We start from the raw sequence: 18831 nt of genomic DNA, 5'->3' as shown, positions 1-18831 counted from the left end.
GCGGCGGGGGCCTGCTGGGCCGGCTGCCCGGCCGGGTCGTCGGTGGAAATGATCGTGCCGTCGGGGCGCACCACCACGGTGCGGACCCGTCGCGGCCCGGCCGGCGTGCCGGCGGCGCGTTCGCTCTCGTTCGCCTCGGGAAGCGGCGCCGGCGGCAGGGTGGCGACCGGAGCCTCCTCCTCCTGCAGGACCAGCCGTTCCTCGCCGTCCGAGCCGACGCGGTCGTAGATCAGCTTGCTCTGGCCGTTGGCGGCCGGCGCCTGATTGTCGGGATAGACCTTCAGGTCCTCGCCCTCGGCGGTGATCACCGGCGGCGGACCGGAACTCTCGCTGCCGCCGATATTGGTCAGCGCGAAGACGCCGCCGCCCAGCACCACGACGCCGAGCACGGCGGCCGCGACATAGAGCCCGCGCTTCGACTTCGGCGCCGGCTCGGCCGCCTCCATCTCAAGCTGCGAATGCGGCGGCAGCACGCCATGGCCGCCCAGATGAGGGTTGCCCTCGCGCATCGCCTGCGCGACCTCGTCGAGATCGTAGCCGCCCGGCGGCGGCGGGGCTTCCGTCTCGGTCGCGAAAATATCGTCGACAGCCTCGTCGAAGGCATCGCGGTAGCGAGCCGGCGCGCCATAACCGCCGGCGTCGGCGTAACGGCCGTCCGCCGCCAGATCCTCGTCCTCGGCAATGAACTCCTCGGCGAGCAGGTCGTCCTCGCCCAGGTCGTAGTCGTCCTGCTGTGCCTCGTCCTCGGCCACTTCCCCGTCCCAGCCGGGCTCGGCGGCGCGCGGCGCGCTCAAGGCGCCGAGCAATTCGTCTTCCAGCGAGGCGGTCAGATCGTCGGTGAGGGAGCCAGAGGTGCGGGCGGGCACGGCCGGCTCGGCATAATAGGCTGCATCATAGGCCGCCTCGTCCGCCAGCACGTCCTCGTCGTCATAAGACTCCTGCGCGTCGTAGCCGCCGGCCTGGCGCGGCGCGTAAGGGTCGGCCGCCTCGACGGCCTCTTCCGCATAGGCCTCTTCCGCATAGGCCTCCTCGGCATAGGCGTCTTCGGCATAGGCGTCGTCCGCATAGGCCGCATCGCCATGATCGGCCGGCCGGTGCCCATAGGCGAGGCCCTCGTCCTCCAGGGCCCGGTCCGCATAGACCTCGTCCACCAAGGGCTGCGGCTCGAGCGCATCGAGATCGCGCTGGTCCTGCGGATAGCTGTCGTCGGCATGGTCCGCCGCGCCGCCCCGCGCATGGCTCTCCAGAGCATGGCTTTCGGAAACAGGGGTCTCGAAAGCTTGGGGCTCGGGCGCATAGGTGCCGAAATCGCTGGAGAGCCCGGCCTCGAGCTCGCGCGCCCACGCCTCGTGGTCGACCAGGTCGCGGGATGCGTCATAGTTGCCCTGCGGCGCGTCCCCTTCGGTGCCGAGGGCGACCGGGCGATAGCGGGCATTGCCCTCGCTGACGATGCGGGCGAGTTCGACGAGCGGATCCTCCTCGAACCCGGCGCCCTGCCCGGACTGGCCTTGATCGGACGTGTAGCGATCGCCGCGCTGGCCCTGGACCGGATAGTTCGAGCGACTGGACATGGTGCTAGGGACTTCTCCGCTGACTGCGGCGCGCCTCGCGCACCGGCGATCCATCCCGCCCTATCGCATCTCCTCCGGAGCCGCCACGCCGAGAATGCCAAGGCCGGAGGCAAGAACGAGGGAGATCGCATGTACGAGACCCAGGCGGGCCAGTGTTGTTTGTCGATCTTCAGCGTTAATAAAACGTAATTGCGGCGAATCCTTGCCTTTATTCCATTGCGAATGCAGGGCGCTCGCCAGTTCGTGCAGGTAGAACGACACCCTGTGCGGCTCGTGTGCTTCCGCTGCGCTTTCCACCAGCCGCGGCCAGGCGGCGAGCTTGGCGGCGATGTCCCGCTCGCCCGAATCGGTCAGCCGCGAGAAGTCCGCCTTTCCAAGGGCTTGCGGCGAAACCGCGTCCGCGCCGAATTCCTCGCCGGCCTGGCGCAGCACCGAGCGGCAGCGGGCGTGCCCATACTGCACGTAGAAGACGGGATTGTCCTTCGACTGTTCCGTCACCTTCTGGAAGTCGAAGTCGAGCGGCGCGTCGTTCTTGCGGTAGAGCATCATGAAGCGCACCGGGTCGCGGCCCACCTCTTCCACCACGTCGCGCAGCGTCACGAACTCGCCGGAGCGCTTCGACATGGTCACCTGCTCGCCGCCGCGATAGAGCTTCACGAGCTGGCACAGCCGCACGATCACCTTCGCCTCGCCCTGCGAGATCGCCCGGCCGACCGCCTCCAGCCGCTTGACATAGCCGCCATGGTCGGCACCGAGGATGAAGATCATCTCCTTGAAGCCGCGCTGGTATTTCGACAGGAAATACGCCACGTCCGCCGCGAAATACGTGTAGGACCCGTCCGACTTCTTCAGCGGCCGGTCGATGTCGTCGCCATAGGCGGTGGCGCGGAACAGCGTCTGCTCGCGGTCCTCCCAGTCCTCCGGCAATTGCCCCTTCGGCGGCGGCAGCGTGCCCTCGTAGACGAGATCGCGCGCGCGCAATTCGTCCAGCATCCGGTCGATCTGCGAGCCGTTGCCGCCCTCGCGCGCATGCAGCGAGCGCTCGGAGAAGAACTCCTCGTGATGCACGTTGAGCAGCGCCAGATCCTCGCGGATCAGCTCCATCATCGCGGCGATGGTGGCTTCCTTGACCAGCGCCAGCCGCGCGTCCTCCGCCATCGCCAGCAGGGCGTCGCCATACTGTTCGGCGAGCCTGCGCCCGACCGGCACCAGATAGTCGCCCGGATAGAGCCCTTCCGGGATCGCGCCGATGTCCTCGCCGAGCGCCTCGCGGTAGCGCAGGAAGGCGGAATTCGCCAGCGTGTCGACCTGCGAGCCGGCATCGTTGATGTAATATTCGCGGGTGACGTCATAACCGGCGAAATCGAGCAGCGAGGCCAGCGCATCGCCCACCACCGCGCCGCGGCAATGGCCCACATGCATCGGCCCGGTCGGGTTGGCCGAGACGTATTCGACATTGACCTTCAGCCCGCCGCCCATCTGCGAGCGGCCGTAGTCGGTGCCCGCCGCCAGGATCGCCGCCACCACCTTCGCCCACACGCCCTCGGTGAGCCGCAGGTTGATGAAGCCCGGCCCCGCCACCTCGGCGCTGGCGATGTCGTCGTTCTCCGCCAGCCGCGCGGCCAGTTGCTCGGCGAGCGCGCGCGGATTGACCTTCAGCGGCTTGGCCAGCACCATCGCGGCGTTGGTGGCAAGATCCCCGTGGGCGCTGTCGCGCGGCGGCTCGACGACGCAGCGCTGCAGCAGCTCGGCGCTGACCTCGTCGCCCGGATGCAGCTCGCGGATCGCCGCCCGGACCAGGTCGGCATAATGGCTGAAGATGTTCATGTCGGTCTTTCGGTTGAACGTCTGGCAAGTGGCGCGGAACGGACGGCGGCGACCTATCCCAATTCGGGTGTGCGGTCAAACAGCCGCAGATGTTCCTCGATGGCGAAACGGTCGGTCATGCCGGCGATGAAGTCGCAGACCCTGCGCGCCCGCCGCGCCTCGTCGGCCGCATCGAGGCCGCGGCGCCACTCCTCCGGCATCCGCTGAGGATCCGCCATATAGCCGGCGAAGAGCTCGCGCACCACCGCCGCCACCTCCCGGCGCACCGCCAGCACGGATTCGTGCCGGTAGAGATTCGCGAAGAGGAACGCCTTCACCTCGCTCTCCCGCGCCGCCATCGTGTCCGAGAAGGTCACCACCGGCGCGCCCGCCGCGCGGATGTCCTCGACGCTGTGCGGGGCGAGCCGCTCCAGCCGCCGCACCGCCTCGCCGATCACGTCCTCCACCATCCGGGTGATCGAGCGGCGGACGATCTCGTGGATGCGCCGCGCCTCCTCCAGTCCCGGATAGCGCGCGTCGACCTCGGCCAGGATATCGGCGAAGAACGGCACCTCGCCCAGTTGCCCCAGCGACAGCAGGCCGGCGCGCAACCCGTCGTCGAGATCATGCGCGTCATAGGCGATGTCGTCGGCGATCGCCGCGGCCTGCGCCTCCGCGCTCGGCCAGGTGTCGAGCCGCAGGTCCTGCTTCAGCGCGTGCTGAGCGATCGCGAAGGGCAGCCCGGTCTTCGCGAATTTGCCGAGCGGCGTGCCGTCGGCCGTGGTCAGCGGGCCGTTGTGCTTGACGAGGCCTTCCAGCGTCTCCCACGACAGGTTCAGCCCGTCGAACTCCGCGTAGCGCCGCTCCAGCAGCGTCACGATCCGCAGGGACTGGGCATTGTGGTCGAAGCCGCCATAGGGCGCCATGCAGGCGTCCATCACGTCCTCGCCCTCATGGCCGAACGGCGTGTGGCCGAGGTCATGCGCCAGCGCCAGGCATTCGGCGAGATCCTCGTCGAGCCTCAGCGCGCGGGCCAGCGAACGGGCGATCTGCGACACCTCGATCGTATGCGTCAGCCGGGTGCGGAAATGGTCGCCCTCGTGATAGACGAAGACCTGGGTCTTGTGCTTCAGCCGCCGGAACGCCGTCGAATGGATGATCCGGTCGCGGTCGCGCTGGAACGGCGTGCGCGTCGGGCTTTCCGGCTCGGGCACGAGCCGGCCGACGCTGTGCTCCGGGTCCGTGGCGTAGGGCGCGCGCGGCTGGGCTCCATAGCCAAGCGGTGCGGTCATGGGGGCTCCCTGGTCGTTGCGCTCGCGCGTGCCGCCCGCGGTCTGGCCGGTGTCCGGCGCGGGCTCGCGCTGCCGCGCCATCCATGCGAGACTGTTGACGCATGCTCGCGCTGTTCATACCTATTCGGTAACCCCTTGCACAGGGCGGCATGCGAGCGAGCGGCGGAAATTTCGCCTCAGGCCCGCCAGCCGCCGCCCGGCGGCACCGCGGCGACGGCGCAGCAAGCGATCCGTCGCGGCGGCAGAAAGAGAGTGACGACCATGGCCGATCACATTGCTTCAGCGGATCAAGGCGCGACGACACAGGCCCCTACAGCCCAGGGCGTGGAACTGAGCGACGCCGCCGTGCGCCGCATTGCCCGCATCCTCGCTTCCGAGCCGGCGGGCACCAGCCTGCGAATCTCGGTCGAGGGCGGCGGCTGCTCCGGCTTCCAGTACAAGTATGACCTTGTCACCGAGCAGGAAGAGGGCGACATCGTCCTTGCCCGCGACGGGGCCAGCGTCCTCGTCGATCCCGTCTCGCTGCAATACATGGAAGGCGCGGTCATCGATTTCGTCGACGACCTGATGGGCCAGTCCTTCCAGATCCGCAATCCGCTCGCCACCGCCGGCTGCGGCTGCGGCACCAGCTTCGCCATCTGACGGCGATCCTTTTCGCCGCGCATCACGGGACAACGCCGTTGAAAATCGCCACCTGGAACATCAACGGCGTCAAGGCGCGCCTCGACGCGGCGCTTGCCTGGTTGCGCGAGGCGGCGCCCGATGTCGCCTGCCTGCAGGAGATCAAGTCGGTCGACGAGGGCTTCCCGCGCGAGGCCTTCGAGGCGCTCGGCTATCATGTCGAGACCCACGGCCAGAAGGGCTTCAACGGCGTCGCCATTCTCTCGCGCACTCCGGTGAGCGAGGTTCTGCGCGGCCTTCCCGGCGACGACGGCGACGAGCAGGCCCGCTACATCGAGGCGCGGATCGAAACGCAGGGCAGCACCGCCCGCCCCTTGCGCGTCGGCTGCCTCTACCTGCCGAACGGCAATCCGCTCGGCACGGAAAAGTTTCCCTACAAGCTCGCCTGGATGCAGCGGCTGATCGCCCATGCCCGCGCGCGCCTTGCCGACGAGGAGCGTTTCCTGCTGCTCGGCGACTACAACGTCATTCCGCAGCCGATCGACGCGCGCAATCCGCAAAGCTGGGTGGACGATGCGCTGTTCCAGCCGGAAAGCCGCGCGGCCTTCCGCGCGCTTGTCGCGCTCGGCTTCACCGAGGCGGTGCGCGCGGTCAACACCGACGCGGATGTCTACACTTTCTGGGATTATCAGGCCGGCGCCTGGCAGAAGAACAACGGCATCCGCATCGACCATGTGCTGATGTCGCCGGAGGCGACCGACAGTTTCGAGGGCGCCGGCATCGACGCCCATGTCCGCGCCTGGGAAAAGCCCTCCGACCACGTCCCCGTCTGGGTCCGCCTCGCCGCCTGAGGGCGGGGCCTGCCTATCCTCCCCGTTCCGCCCCTCCTTTCGTCATCCCGGGCAAGGCGAAGCCGCGACCCGGGACCGGAGAGCCGAGGGCCTCACGAAGGCACTCCCGAACGCCCCCACGACCGCGGTGGCTCTCCGATCCCGGCTCGGCGCTGACGCGCCGTCCGGGAGGACGCTGGGAGGGGCATGTGCGACAAATATCCGCTGAGGGTGCCAATGGGTCCCGGCGCTCCGGCTGCGCCTGCGGCCGGGATGACCTCAGAGAGGAGGAAACCTCCGCCGTCACCCCACCCTCGGGGGCCCTAGGTGCCCCCTGCCGTCATCCCACCCACCGCCGTCACCCCGGCCAAGCGCAGCGCGCGCCGGGGCCTATTGGCTGCCAGAGCGGCCGCGAGGACACCGGAACCTCTCCCGCGTCCTCCGGACGCCGCGCTCTCCCCCGCGTCATCCCACGCGCAGGCCCCTCCTTTCGTCATCCCGGACGGCGCGCAGCGCCGAGCCGGGACCGGAGAGCCGAGGGCCTATGGGACGCGATCCCGGCGAAAACCCACAAACGCTTGTGCCTCCCCGGTCCCGGATCTCGCGATGCTCGTCCGGGAAGACGCGGGGAAAGGTCTGTGCAACAAACCTCCGCCAAGGGTGCCAATGGTTCCCGGCTCTCCGGCTTCGCCTGCGGCCGGGATGACCTCAGAGAGGAGGAAACCTCCGCCGTCACCCCGCCCTCGGAGGCGGCCCTTCAGTGCCCCCTGCCGTCATCCCACCCACCGCCGTCACACCGGGCAAGGCGCAGCCGCGACCCGGTGCCCATTGGCTGCCAGAGCGGCCGCGAGGACACCGGAACCTCTCCCGCGTCCTCCGGACGCCGCGCTCTCCCCCGCGTCATCCCACGCGCCGGCCCCTCCTTTCGTCATCCCGGGCAAGGCGAAGCCGCGACCCGGGACCGGCGAGCCGAGGGCCTATGGGGTGCGCTCCCGACCATCCCCACGACCGCGGCGGCTCTCCGGTCCCGGCTCTCCGGCTTCGCCTGCCGCCGGAAGGACGCCGGAGCGAGAAAACCCCCGAAAACGCCCCTACCCGCCCGGCCGGCAGAGAAATGCCGCGGCGAGCGTCACCGGCGCGCGGGCGGAGGTCGGGCACGAGCGGTCGAGCGTTTCCCAGGTGGTGTTGTTGAGCATCATGGAACAGCGGGCGAGCCTCGGCCCGTCGGGGCCGCGCAGGCAAACGGTTTCGCCGATCCGGTACTTCACGCCGAAATAGCGGCAGGGGCAGTTGGGGCGCGTGCCGGCGCTGCTGCCATCCGCAAGGGAGATGCCGCCCGAGCCCCCCGGCCGGTCGGCAACGAGATCGGCGGCGGACGGCCCGGCGAAGGCCACGACCAGGAACACCGCGCATGCCAGGCCCGACAGCAAAACGGCCAAGCGGGGAGATGAGATCGGCGCAAGCCCGCTGCCCGCGGCGACCCGTGAAAGAGCCGGCGCCGCCCGCCCGTCACGGGCCCGTCTGATACGGATGCGGGGCAGCCATGTCCTGCGCATGCGCGATGATAGCACGCACGCGCGGCATCGGCGAGCTTTCTGACGCTGCGGTACTTTGCGTCACCTAGTCGGTCGCCGCTCCGGCGACCAAGGTGCCGTTCTTCGCCAGCCAACTGTCGGCCATGGCGGCGGCGCGGCGGCGCACCTTCTCGGAGGCGAGGCCGAAGCTGCGCTCCTGCGCCTCGCCGATCCACAGCGCATCGGCGCCCTGCGCCCGGCGCTGGGCGACCGTCAGCCACATCAACCCGTCGGTGCGGTTTTCCACGCCGCGGAACTCGCCGTTCGACAGCAGTTCGCCAAGCCGCGCCTGCGCCATCAGATGGCCCTTCTGCGCGGCGAGCTTCAGCCAGCGCGCCGCCATGTGCGGGTCGCGCTCCTGCTCGTCGAGATACAGCATGCCGAGATGGAACTGGGCATCCGCGTCGCCGAAATAGGAGGCGGCATAGGTGAAGATCTCGCGCGCCCGCGCCACGTTCGGCTGGATCGCGCTGTTGTTGATGCCGGTGAGGTAATAGGAGCCGAGCTCGACAAAGGCGCTGGCGATGAACGGCGCGCGCGGCGAGGTCGGGCTGTCGTCGGCATATTTCGAGGCGACCTGGCGGAAATATTCGAACGCCTTGATGTCGTCTTCCTGCACGCCGTCGCCGCGCGAATACATCCGCCCGAGCTTCCAGGCGGCGAGCGGGTGGCCCTGCTCGGCCGCGAAGCGCAGCGAGTCGAGCGCCCGCTCCTTCTCGCCGGCATAGTAGAACTGCGCGCCGACGCGCAGCGCCTCGCCGGGCGAGAGATCCTGCGAGGCAGGCGCCGCGCCCGACAGTCTCGCCGCCGCTTCCGCAGCCGTTTCCTGCGCCAGGGCAGCAACGGGGGCCGCAACCGGCGCGACCAGCGTCACAGCCAGAGCCGCGACCAGAGTTCGGGCGACAGCGCACACAAGGCCTGAACCGACGATCCGCATCATTGAGCACCTCGCGCCCGCGCCGGGTCATCTGTCTTCGCGTGCCGGCAGCCATCGGCGGCCGTGTCGCATCGTGAAGCGTGCCCTTCGCGCAAGCGTCCTGTCCTTATCTCGCGGGTCCTCGTCCGGATGCCGAAAGCCGAAAGGCCGTCGCGCCGCCGGGCGGACCCGTCAGGTTGCGCGGCGCGCATCGGCGCCACGTCCCCCCGTCTGTTCTGCCCCTGATCCTGTCCGGGGAGAGACCTCCCCGACTGCCCGTCACGATACGGATCGGCGCACCTGCCAGTCGCCGAGTTCCGCCATGCGGGCCTCCTCTTCCTGTTCTCTCCGGACTCTAGACCGGCAACTGGGCAAGAGTAGGACCGTGCCCGCCATCCCGCCGCCGCATTCCCCGGCACAGGCTTCGGACACCCGTCACGGTGGCCGTCAAAAAATGGCCGAAACGCGGCATGGCCGCCCCGATCCCCTCGCCCATGGAAGAGTCTTGCAACACTGTTGCAGACTCGTCACAAACGACAGGGCCGACGGACCGCTCACCCGAGAAGCACATTCACCAGCGCGGAGACGATCAGCGCCCCCGCCGCCACCAGGTCGACCCGGCGCGCCACTCCCTTGTGCGAAATGATGTTCATGACCATTCCCTCCGGTTCCGCCCGCCTCTCAACCCTCGGGCCGCATCGCCATCCTGCCAGGGAGGAGTTGAAAAACGGTTGTTGGCCGGGCACTCAATGCTTGATCCTTGGCCGAATCCGCCGCACTTGGCAGACTTGGTGAATGATTCGGGCGCGGACCCGCGCCCCCGACCGGACAGAGCATGAGCATCGACCACGACCTCTTCGACACGGGCGCCGCCCCGTCCCCCGGCAAGCAGGCCAGCGCCGCGACGGTCGAGCGCCCAACCTCGGCATCGGCATCGGCATCGGCATCGATCCCGGCGCCCGCGCCGAGCGCCCGCCGCAGCGCGCCTGCGCGCGCCGAGCGCGGCGACGGCTCCGACTACACGGCCGAGCATATCGAGGTGCTGGAAGGGCTGGAGCCGGTGCGCCGGCGTCCGGGCATGTATATCGGCGGCACCGACGAGCGCGCGCTGCATCACCTCTTTGCCGAGGTCATCGACAATTCGATGGACGAGGCGGTGGCCGGCCATGCCAGTTGGATCGAGGTGACGCTGGGCGCCGACGGCAGCCTGACCGTCGTCGACAACGGCCGCGGCATTCCGGTCGACCCGCATCCCAAGCACCGCGACAAGTCGGCGCTCGAAGTCATCATGACCACGCTGCATGCCGGCGGAAAATTCGACAGCAAGGTCTACGAGACCTCCGGCGGCCTGCATGGCGTCGGCGTTTCGGTGGTCAACGCCCTGTCGCAGGAACTGACCGTCGAGGTCGCTCGCGCCCGCAAGCTCTACCGCCAGGTGTTCCGCCGCGGCGCGCCGGTCGGCCCGCTGGAATGCGTCGGCGACGTGCAGAACCGGCGCGGCACCCTGGTGCGCTTCCTTCCCGACGAGCAGATCTTCGGCAAGGGCGCGGCGTTCAAGGCGGCGCGCCTGTTCAAGATGGCGCGCTCCAAGGCCTATCTCTTCTCCGGCGTCGAGATCCGCTGGCGCTGCGACCCGGAGGTCGCCACGCGCGAGGGCGTTGAGCCGGAGGCGACCTTCCACTTCCCCGGCGGCCTGCGCGACTATCTCCAGGATGCGCTCGGCAAGGAGCGCCGCGTCATCGACGACACCTTCGCCGGCCGGACGAAAGAGACCGGCCGCCATGGCGCCGTCGAATGGGCCATCACCTGGTTCGCCGGCGACGGCTTCATCAATTCCTACTGTAACACCGTGCCGACGCCCGAGGGCGGCACCCATGAGGCGGGCCTGCGCTATGCCCTGCTGCGCGGGCTCAAGGCCTATGCCGAGCTGACCGGCAACAAGAAGGCCGCCGTCATCACCGGCGACGACATCGTCACCTCGGCCGGCGCCATGCTCTCCGTCTTCATCCGCGAGCCGGAATTCGTCGGCCAGACCAAGGACAAGCTGGCGACCTCCGAGGCGACCCGCATCGTCGAGACCGCCGTGCGCGATGCCTTCGACCACTGGCTGACCGCCTCGCCCAACCAGGCCAACAAGCTGCTCGACTGGGTGATCGACCGGGCCGAGGAGCGGCTGCGCCGGCGCCAGGAGAAGGACGTCGCCCGCAAGACCGCGGTGCGCAAGCTGCGCCTGCCGGGCAAGCTCGCCGACTGCGCCTCCAACCAGGCGGCCGGCTCGGAGCTGTTCATCGTCGAGGGCGATTCGGCCGGCGGCTCCGCCAAGCAGGCCCGCAACCGGCTCAACCAGGCCGTCCTCCCCTTGCGCGGCAAGATCCTCAACGTCGCCAGCGCCGGGCGCGACAAGTTCGCCGCCAACCAGCAGCTCGCCGACCTGATCCAGGCGCTCGGCTGCGGCACGGGCAAGACCTATCGCGATGCCGACCTTCGCTACGAGAAGGTGGTGATCATGACGGACGCCGATGTCGACGGCGCCCATATCGCCTCGCTGCTGATCACCTTCTTCTACCGCGAGATGCCCGAGCTTATCCGGGGCGGCCACCTCTATCTCGCCAATCCGCCGCTCTACCGGCTGACCCAGGGCGGGCGCACGCTCTATGCCCGCGACGACGCCCACAAGGACGCGCTGCTCGCCCGCGAGTTCAAGGGCAGTGCCAAGGTCGACATCGGCCGCTTCAAGGGCCTCGGCGAGATGCTTCCCGCCCAGCTCAAGGAGACGACGATGGACCCGGTGAAGCGCAGCCTCTTGCGCGTCGAGATCAGCGCCGCCGATCCGGAAGGCACCGGCTCGGCAGTGGAGCGGCTGATGGGCAACAAGCCCGAGGCGCGCTTCCAGTTCATCCAGGAAAACGCCTGCTTCGCCGAGGAACTCGACATCTAGAGCCCTACCTTGGCAGATTTCTGGAGGCCGGCCGAAAGCCTGCGTTTCGTCATGCCGTTGCGCGGAAAAGTCGAAAACCGTCTTTCCGCCATATCGCTCATCCATTAATGCTGAAAGGCCCTGCCCGCCCCGCGGGCGGGCCGAATTGATCCCCGCCCCCGCCGGGCGGGCAAAATTATAACAAGGTCGAACGGCGCCGGGCGTCCGCGACCCAGTCACAGGAAGCCGATGCCGTGCTGAAGGCGATTCTCCACGCCTATATCCGCCGACGCCGGCCGCTGCGCGACCACAGCTTCCTTGTGCTTCCCCATCTCGGCCTTGCCTATGGCCGCTGCCCCAATTCGGCGAGCGAGGACATCCGCCAGGCCCTGCTGCGCCTGACCGCCGGCAATGGCGGCATTCCCTTCGACACCGACGATTTCGAGGACGACGAGACGGAGGACGTAACGGGAGCCGAGACGGAGACAGAGACCGAACCGGAGGCCGGCGACGACGCCTGCGCCTATGCCACCGGCACCCTCGCCTCCTGGGCCGACGGGCTCAATCTCCTGTCCGGGCGCCAGCTCATGCGCCGCCATCCCGGCGCGCTGGTGTTTTCCGTGGTGCGCGATCCGCTGACCCGGCTCGCCGCCTGTTTCCACCGCATGCGCACCGAGGCCGCGCCGCCTCCCGGTGCCGACCGCGCCTTCCGTCCCGACGACGATTTCGCCGGCTTCGTTGCCCGCGTCTGCGCCCTGCCGGACTGGAAGAGCCCCAACGCCTATCGCAGCCAGACCGCGATCCTCACCCACAAGGCGCGGCTGCTGCCGACGCGCCTGCTGCGCCACGAGACCGGCGAGGCCGACTGGCAGGGGCTGCGCGCCGACCTGGCGCATGCCTGCGGCATCGATATCGGCCCGCTGCCGGGCATCGCCGAGCCGCATGGCGAGGCGATCGCCGCCCTCGTCGGCGAGATCGAGCCGGTGCTGCGCCTTGCCGTGCGCCGCCGCTATGCCGCCGACTATCGCAATTTCTACGAGGGCACGAGCCTTGCCCTGCCGGTGATCGGCGCCCCCGGTTGACCCGCCCTCGCCGCGTGGCGCAGGATCCCCACACCCGCATGCAGGAGGACCCGACCATGACCGCCCCTCTCGCTCCCCGTTTGGCCACCCGTCTCGCTCTCGCGGCCGCGGGCCTTGCCCTGTGTTTGGCGTCGCTTCCCGTTCGCGCCGATCCGGTCGCCGACTTCGTCGCCGCCCTGCCGGACGAGTTCCAGGGGATGACCCGGCTGGCCGGACCGGAGGGCAGCGGCACCGCCTTCGTGGTGGTGCGCGAGAGCGCGCGCGACCGGATCTTCATCCTGCGCGAGGGGGCGGCGCTGGTCGAGGTCGCCGAGACGGCGGAGCTGGAGGGGCGGATCGCGGCGCTGCGCAGCGAGGCCGACGCCCACGGGGTCGTGGCCTTCGTCGATGTCGGCGAAACCACGTATGAGCTGTTTCTGGAAAAAGACGATCCGACAGGCTACCTGTTTCAGCCGGCAAGTAACTGACGGCGGGCGCCGGCGGCGATCCTGAGCGAAATTCTTGGCAAGACCGGTCCCGCGACTGTGTGTCATTGACATTTTATTTTGAAACTGTAGTGTGCGCGCCAAAGTGCCGGCCCCGCAGGACGCTGCCGGGGCATGGCTTTCGTCCCTGTCATACCATCAAGGTCATATGTCCTTTTCCTCACTTGGACTGAGCGAGAAAGTGCTCGCCGCTGTTGCAGCGGCCGGCTACACCGAACCCACTGCCATTCAGGCCGCCGCCATCCCGCACGTGTTGCAGAAGCGCGACGTGCTCGGCCTCGCCCAGACCGGTACAGGCAAGACCGCCTCCTTCACCCTGCCGATGCTGACGCTGCTCGAAAAGGGCCGCGCCAGGGCCCGCATGCCGCGCACGCTCATCCTTGAGCCGACGCGCGAGCTCGCCGCCCAGGTCGAGGAGAACTTCAACAAATACGGCATCAACCACAAGCTCAACGTGGCGCTGCTGATCGGCGGCACCTCGTTCGGCGACCAGGACAAGAAGCTGGACCGCGGCGTCGACGTGCTGATCGCCACGCCCGGCCGCCTGCTCGACCATACCGAGCGCGGCAAGCTGCTGCTGCAGGGCGTCGACATCCTCGTCATCGACGAGGCCGACCGCATGCTCGACATGGGCTTCATCCCGGACATCGAGCGCATCTGCAAGCTGATCCCGATGACGCGCCAGACCCTGTTCTTCTCGGCCACCATGCCGCCGGAGATCCAGCGTCTCGTCGACACGTTCCTGCACAATCCGGCCCGCGTCGAGGTCGCCCGCACCTCCTCCACCGCCGACACCGTGACGCAGAACATCGTCGCCTCCGGCTCCAAGGATTTCGACAAGCGCGCCACCCTGCGCCGCATGGTCGACCAGGCCGAGAACCTCACCAACGCCATCATCTTCTGCAACCGCAAGCGCGACGTACAGACCGTGTTCCGCTCGCTGCAGCGCCATGACTATTCGGTCGGCGCCCTGCATGGCGACATGGACCAGCGCTCGCGCATGGCGACGCTGGAGCAGTTCCGCAAGGGCGAGCTGTCCCTGCTGGTAGCCAGCGACGTCGCCGCCCGCGGCCTCGACATTCCCGCCGTCAGCCATGTCTACAATTTCGACGTGCCGACCCATGCGGAAGACTATGTCCACCGCATCGGCCGCACGGGCCGCGCCGGGCGCAGCGGCGTCGCGATCACCATCGTCACGCCGGGCGACCAGAAGTATCTGCAGTCGATCGAGAAGCTGATCGACCGCAAGATCCCCTGGCTCGACGAGGCGATCGACTTCGAGGCGGCGGCGGCCGAACGGCCGCGTCGCGGCGGGCGCAGCTCCGCCACCGGCCGTGGCCGCAGGGCCGAGGAGGAAGCCTCGGACGAGGCGGCCGAGCGTCCCGCCCGCAAGCGTCGCAGCACTTCGCAGGCAAAGGGCGAAGCCAAGGACACCGCCACCGAGGCGGCGAAGGCCGACAGCAAGCCCGCACGCGCACGCGGCGCCGGCAGGCCCGCGGCCGAGGCAAAGCCGGCAGCGGAAACGACTGCCACCGAGAAGACTGGCACCGAGAAGACCGCGACCGACAAGCCCGCATCCTCCGGCCGCTCCGGCGGCGAGCAGCGCAGTGCGGCGCCGCGCGATCGCGGCCCCCGCCGGGACCAGACAGCCGCTCCTTCGCGCGACCGGTCCGGCGGCAAGGGCGGGTCCGACAACCGGCGCGGCGGCAACCGTCGCCGCCAGGACGACGACGAGCCGGTGATCGGGCTTGGCGACCACGTTCCGGCCTTCCTGCTGCGGGAGATCCGCCCCTCCAAGGGCTGACCTCGCCGTCCTGGCGCTCCGCCGTGGCGGGGCCGAAAGACCGAATCGATGGCACCGTGTGCGCTCCCTCGCGGAACGCGACGGGGGGAAGGGGCAGGTCCAGCGCCTGCCCTTTTTGGTTGTGGCCGGGCCCCGGCCTCACCTGCCGGCACAAGATGCTGTTTCACCTGTTCCCGCAAGGCGAAGGGCGCCCGCCCGCCGGCCGCCGAGATGCCATGCGAAGCCCGCCGGATCGCCGCAAGGCCGGCCCGGACGCTCGCTTGCGGCCGCTTTTGCGCTGTTCTGCCGATTTCCGGGCACTGGCGCCTTTTTGGGCGTACGCTCCGTTGACGGAACTTTCAATTATGCTTAACCGTGCCTTAAGGCTTCACTGTCAAAAGTGAGAATAGATCCTTTTCGAGGTCGCGTGCATTTTTCCAGCACGAAACCGAGACGTGTGGAACATCGCATGGCCCAGGAAGACGACCACAAGCGCACCATCGTCTATGGTGACGCGGCGCTGAAATACATCCGCAAGAACGTCTTGCCGGCCTATCCGCGATTCTATGAACTCTGGTACACGTATGCGGCTGGTTTCAACCACTCGTTGAACAGGGCGGTCAACCAGATCGTCGGCGCGGCCGGCACGGTGACGACCGATCAGCTCCAGCAGATCTACAACAGCTTCCTGTCGCCGACGAAGCTTGGCGACCGCATCGACGAGGTCGGCGAGAAGCTGTCGGACGAGATCCGCGACATGGTCGATCTGCTCGGGCAGAGCGCCGATTCGGTCAGCGAGTACGGCCAGTCGCTGGCCGGCGCCCAGAGCCAGCTCGAGACGCTCAAGGATCCGCAGCAGCTCAAGCAGCTTGTCGCGCATCTGCTCCTCGCCACCCGCAACACCGCCGATTCGAACCGGCAGCTCGAGGGCCAGCTCATCGAGTCGCGGCAGCAGATCGAGGAGTTGCAGGAGAGCCTTGAGGCGATCCGCTACGAGTCGCTGACCGACGAGCTGACGACGCTCAGCAATCGCCGGCATTTCGACCACACGATCGAGCGCATGGTCAAGGATGCGGCGCAGAGCCAGGAGCCGCTGTCGCTGCTGCTCACCGACATCGACCATTTCAAGAAGTTCAACGACACCTATGGCCATCAGACCGGCGATCAGGTGCTGCGTCTCGTGGCGCTGGCGGTCAAGCAGAACGTCAAGGGCCACGACGTCGCCTGCCGTTACGGCGGCGAGGAATTCGCCATCCTGCTGCCGCACACTTCGCTGCGCCAGGCGGTGACCGTGGCCGAGCACATCCGCCGGGCGGTGCTGTCCAAGGAACTGGTCAAGCGTTCCACCGGCGAGAATCTCGGCCGCATCACCATTTCCATCGGCGTTTCGACCTTCCGGGGCACCGATACGCCGCAGTCGCTGCTGGCGCGCGCCGACACCGCCCTCTATGCCGCCAAGGCTGCGGGCCGCAATCTGGTGCGCTGCGAAACCGACCCGGACGTGGAAACCGACAACACCCGCGTCGCCTGACCGGATCGCCTCGCTGCCTCGCCTGACCGGATCGCCTGGCTGCATCGCTTCGCTGCATTGCCCGGCTGCCTCCGGACGCCGCCCTCTCCCCTGCGTCCTCCGCGCGCATCGCCCTCTCCTCTCGTCATCCCGGGCAAGGCGAAGCGCGACCCGGGACCGGCGAGCCGAGGGCCTGTCGACGGCGCTCCCAGAGGCGGCTGCTTTCGCACACCCACCCCGCCCCGGCGTATACTGGACGCCTGCCTGCGCAGGCGTGACAGCCGTGGAGGTGGCGATGCGCTCCCGCCTCACGCTTGCTGAGGGTGCCAATGGCTCCCGGCGCTCCGGCTTCGCCTGCGGCCGGGATGACGGCCTGAGAAAGAGGCACGGCCTCGCATCCCCACAGGTGGTCACCCCGGCCGCGCGCTAGCGCAGAGCCGGGGGCTATTGGTTGCCAGAGCGGCGGCGAGGAAACCCGGCCCCTCCCCGTACCCCGGACGCACTACCTCTCCCCGCGTCCTTCCGGACGGCGGGCTCGCCCTCGCACCGCCCTCTCGGTTCGTCATCCCGCACGCAGCGCAGATGCGGGACCGGAGAGCCGAGGGCCTCTCGACGGCACTCCCGAACGACACCGCAGCCGCCGTGCCTCCCCGGTCCCGGATCTCGCGATGCTCGTCCGGGAAGACGCGGGGAACGGTCGAGTGCGCAACGAGCGGCGGAAACGACCCGCCGGCGCAAACCCCGCACCCAGGTTGCCGTCCCCTGTATCCTGGGCCGGCTCCGGTCCCTCGGAGAGCCGGAAAACCAAAACGCCGGCCCAAGGGCCGGCGTTCTCAAGTCGTTACACAGAAATCTTCACCTGCCGCGTGAAGCGGGCTCAGCCTTCCGGCGTCCAGGCCTGATAGTCGCCCGACACTTTCGGCCGGCTTTCCGGCGTCAGGATCGAGCCCTTGGGCCGATAGGCCTCGCGCGTGCCGGTGCGGTTGCCGTGATGCGGCGCCTGCCAGGCGCGGGCCGTGTACTCCGTCTCGGTCGGCGGCGTGTCGGTGCGGTGGTGCATCCAGCCGTGCCAGCCGGGAGGGATCATCGAGGCCTCGGCAAGGCCGTTATAGATCACCCAGCGGCGGTTGCCGCCGCGCTCGCGGTAATAGGCGTTGCCGAACTCGTCCTTGCCGACGAACTCGCCCTTTCGCCAGGTAAAGAAGCGCGTCCCCCAGGTCGCGCTGTTCCACCAGGTGAAGAATTGCAGCAGCGTTTGCATCGAAGGCGGCGTCCCGGTTGCTCTGTCTGGCTTTCCGCATAGCGCACCCTCGCCGGTTTCGCAATGCGGCGGCGCGTCCTGCGGCGGCTTTCTATCGGCGGCGGTGGCCCGCGCCGCCGGAAGGACGAAATTCGGGTGCCGGCAGGAACTCAGGCCGCCGGATGTGGCCGCTTCGCCCGCACATGGGCAAAGCCCTTGCGCTCGGCTGCGGCGGGGTCGAGCACCTGCGGCGTCGCCGGCGACTCGCGACGGGTGCTCCGCTTCGGCGCGGCGACGACCTCGCGCTCCAGGCCGATCTGCTGCCACTTGCGCGCCTTCTCGTCGAGCGTCTGGGCAACACCCTCGATGACATAGCGCCCGTCGTCGCCCATCACCAGTTGCCGGTCGTCGCGCAGCGTCCAGAGCAGCCGCTCGTGAAGGCCCGACGGCGACAGCGGCTTGGCCACCACATGTTGCGCCCCGTCGCGCAGCACCCGGTCGATCAGCGTCCGCGTGCCATGCGCCGTGCACACGATCACCGGCAGGAAGCAGAGCGGCGCCATCTTGCGCTGGCGCAGCGTGCGCAGCAGCGCCAGCCCGCTCATCGGCTTCATCATCCAGTCGGTGATGACGAAATTGGGCGGATCGAGCCGCATCATCTCCAGCGCCGTCTCCGCCGTGTCGAAGGTGCGCACCCGCCGCACCCGGAACGACAGCAGGGTCGAGCGCAGGATCGCCTGCATCGACTTCGAATCGTCGACGACCACGACGTCGAGGTCGCCGATATCGAGTCCGTAGGCGTAGTGCCGCGTCATCCGGGCCAATGGCATCGTCCTTTTCAGGGCTTGCGATGGCGAGAGTGAAGCACGGCCGGATTTCCCCGCGATTGAGCAGGACAAGACGATTTTTGGACAAACTTTCTCAAATTGCGGCGCGTTCGATGCTAATTTCTCAAGAATTGAGACGATTCTGCGCAATCTCGCAAAATCGCCCTCAAAAGAAATGGCGGTTTTCCGCCGTTTTTGCGAGGGCGGGGATAGAGGGTTGCAATCCCCGCTCCCGGTTTTGCAAGGGTTCGGCGGGGATAAGTGCCCTGCCCGCCGCCCCGCCCGTCCGGGGACAGGCGCAGGGGCCGCATCGGCCCGCGCGGGCCGGTTGCGGGCTGCCTTTGCCGGCAAAAGGCCGATTCCAAGCTCGTCCTCGT

The 18831-nt window shown here is 68.7% G+C and carries 13 protein-coding genes and 1 pseudogene; 7 read left to right on the top strand and 7 right to left on the bottom strand.

The window, feature by feature from the left end; all coding sequences use genetic code 11:
* From TSB10P1A_RS18660 to TSB10P1A_RS18650, 3 genes and pseudogenes are all read right to left on the bottom strand, one after another.
* A pseudogene (locus TSB10P1A_RS18660) lies at positions 1-1571 on the bottom strand (hypothetical protein); the annotation flags it as partial.
* Positions 1572-1631: 60 nt separating this feature from the next.
* On the bottom strand, positions 1632-3398 hold the full coding sequence (gene argS, locus TSB10P1A_RS18655) for an arginine--tRNA ligase (RefSeq protein WP_186389442.1): 1767 nt from the start codon (positions 3396-3398) through the stop codon (positions 1632-1634).
* Between the two features lie 53 nt (positions 3399-3451).
* Positions 3452-4669: a deoxyguanosinetriphosphate triphosphohydrolase gene (locus tag TSB10P1A_RS18650; protein WP_186389441.1), complete on the bottom strand. Its 1218-nt coding sequence runs from the start codon at positions 4667-4669 to the stop codon at positions 3452-3454.
* Positions 4670-4930: 261 nt separating this feature from the next.
* Between TSB10P1A_RS18650 and TSB10P1A_RS18645 the strand changes: the two genes are divergently transcribed.
* Together TSB10P1A_RS18645 and xth are read left to right on the top strand one after the other, a co-directional pair.
* Positions 4931-5311: an iron-sulfur cluster assembly accessory protein gene (locus tag TSB10P1A_RS18645; protein ID WP_186389440.1), complete on the top strand. Its 381-nt coding sequence runs from the start codon at positions 4931-4933 to the stop codon at positions 5309-5311.
* Between the two features lie 38 nt (positions 5312-5349).
* Positions 5350-6141: an exodeoxyribonuclease III gene (gene xth, locus TSB10P1A_RS18640; RefSeq protein WP_186389439.1), complete on the top strand. Its 792-nt coding sequence runs from the start codon at positions 5350-5352 to the stop codon at positions 6139-6141.
* 1070 nt (positions 6142-7211) lie between these two features.
* Here xth and TSB10P1A_RS18635 read toward each other — a convergent pair.
* The gene (locus TSB10P1A_RS18635) at positions 7212-7526 is read right to left on the bottom strand and encodes a hypothetical protein (RefSeq protein ID WP_186389438.1); all 315 of its coding nucleotides are present in this window, start codon (positions 7524-7526) and stop codon (positions 7212-7214) included.
* 214 nt (positions 7527-7740) lie between these two features.
* Positions 7741-8634, bottom strand: coding sequence for a tetratricopeptide repeat protein (locus TSB10P1A_RS18630; protein ID WP_208987138.1), 894 nt, complete (start codon positions 8632-8634; stop codon positions 7741-7743).
* A gap of 811 nt (positions 8635-9445) precedes the next feature.
* On the opposite strand from TSB10P1A_RS18630, the gene parE reads away from it, so the two are divergent.
* The 5 genes from parE (at position 9446) to TSB10P1A_RS18605 (ending at position 16408) form a co-directional block, all read left to right on the top strand.
* Entirely contained in the window at positions 9446-11548 is a 2103-nt protein-coding gene (parE, locus tag TSB10P1A_RS18625) for a DNA topoisomerase IV subunit B (RefSeq protein ID WP_186389437.1), read from the top strand.
* 233 nt (positions 11549-11781) lie between these two features.
* Complete coding sequence (locus TSB10P1A_RS18620; protein WP_186389436.1) at positions 11782-12609, top strand: sulfotransferase family 2 domain-containing protein; 828 nt, start codon at positions 11782-11784, stop codon at positions 12607-12609.
* A 56-nt stretch (positions 12610-12665) separates the two neighbouring features.
* On the top strand, positions 12666-13076 hold the full coding sequence (locus tag TSB10P1A_RS18615) for a hypothetical protein (protein ID WP_186389435.1): 411 nt from the start codon (positions 12666-12668) through the stop codon (positions 13074-13076).
* A gap of 166 nt (positions 13077-13242) precedes the next feature.
* The gene (locus tag TSB10P1A_RS18610; RefSeq protein WP_186389434.1) at positions 13243-14898 is read left to right on the top strand and encodes a DEAD/DEAH box helicase; all 1656 of its coding nucleotides are present in this window, start codon (positions 13243-13245) and stop codon (positions 14896-14898) included.
* 448 nt (positions 14899-15346) lie between these two features.
* Positions 15347-16408: a GGDEF domain-containing protein gene (locus TSB10P1A_RS18605; protein ID WP_186389433.1), complete on the top strand. Its 1062-nt coding sequence runs from the start codon at positions 15347-15349 to the stop codon at positions 16406-16408.
* Positions 16409-17264: 856 nt separating this feature from the next.
* Here the strand turns inward: TSB10P1A_RS18605 and TSB10P1A_RS18600 are convergent.
* Positions 17265-17648 carry an NADH:ubiquinone oxidoreductase subunit NDUFA12 gene (locus TSB10P1A_RS18600; RefSeq protein WP_186389432.1) on the bottom strand — a complete coding sequence of 128 codons (384 nt, stop codon included), beginning with the start codon at positions 17646-17648 and terminating at the stop codon, positions 17265-17267.
* A gap of 149 nt (positions 17649-17797) precedes the next feature.
* Positions 17798-18457 (bottom strand): response regulator, encoded by a 660-nt coding sequence (locus TSB10P1A_RS18595; protein WP_186389431.1) that lies wholly within the window; start codon positions 18455-18457, stop codon positions 17798-17800.
* Positions 18458-18831 lie beyond the last annotated feature (374 nt).

Source organism: Stappia sp. TSB10P1A, assembly GCF_900185725.1.
GTDB lineage: Bacteria > Pseudomonadota > Alphaproteobacteria > Rhizobiales > Stappiaceae > Stappia.
This window is presented reverse-complemented; position numbering and strand designations above follow the sequence as displayed.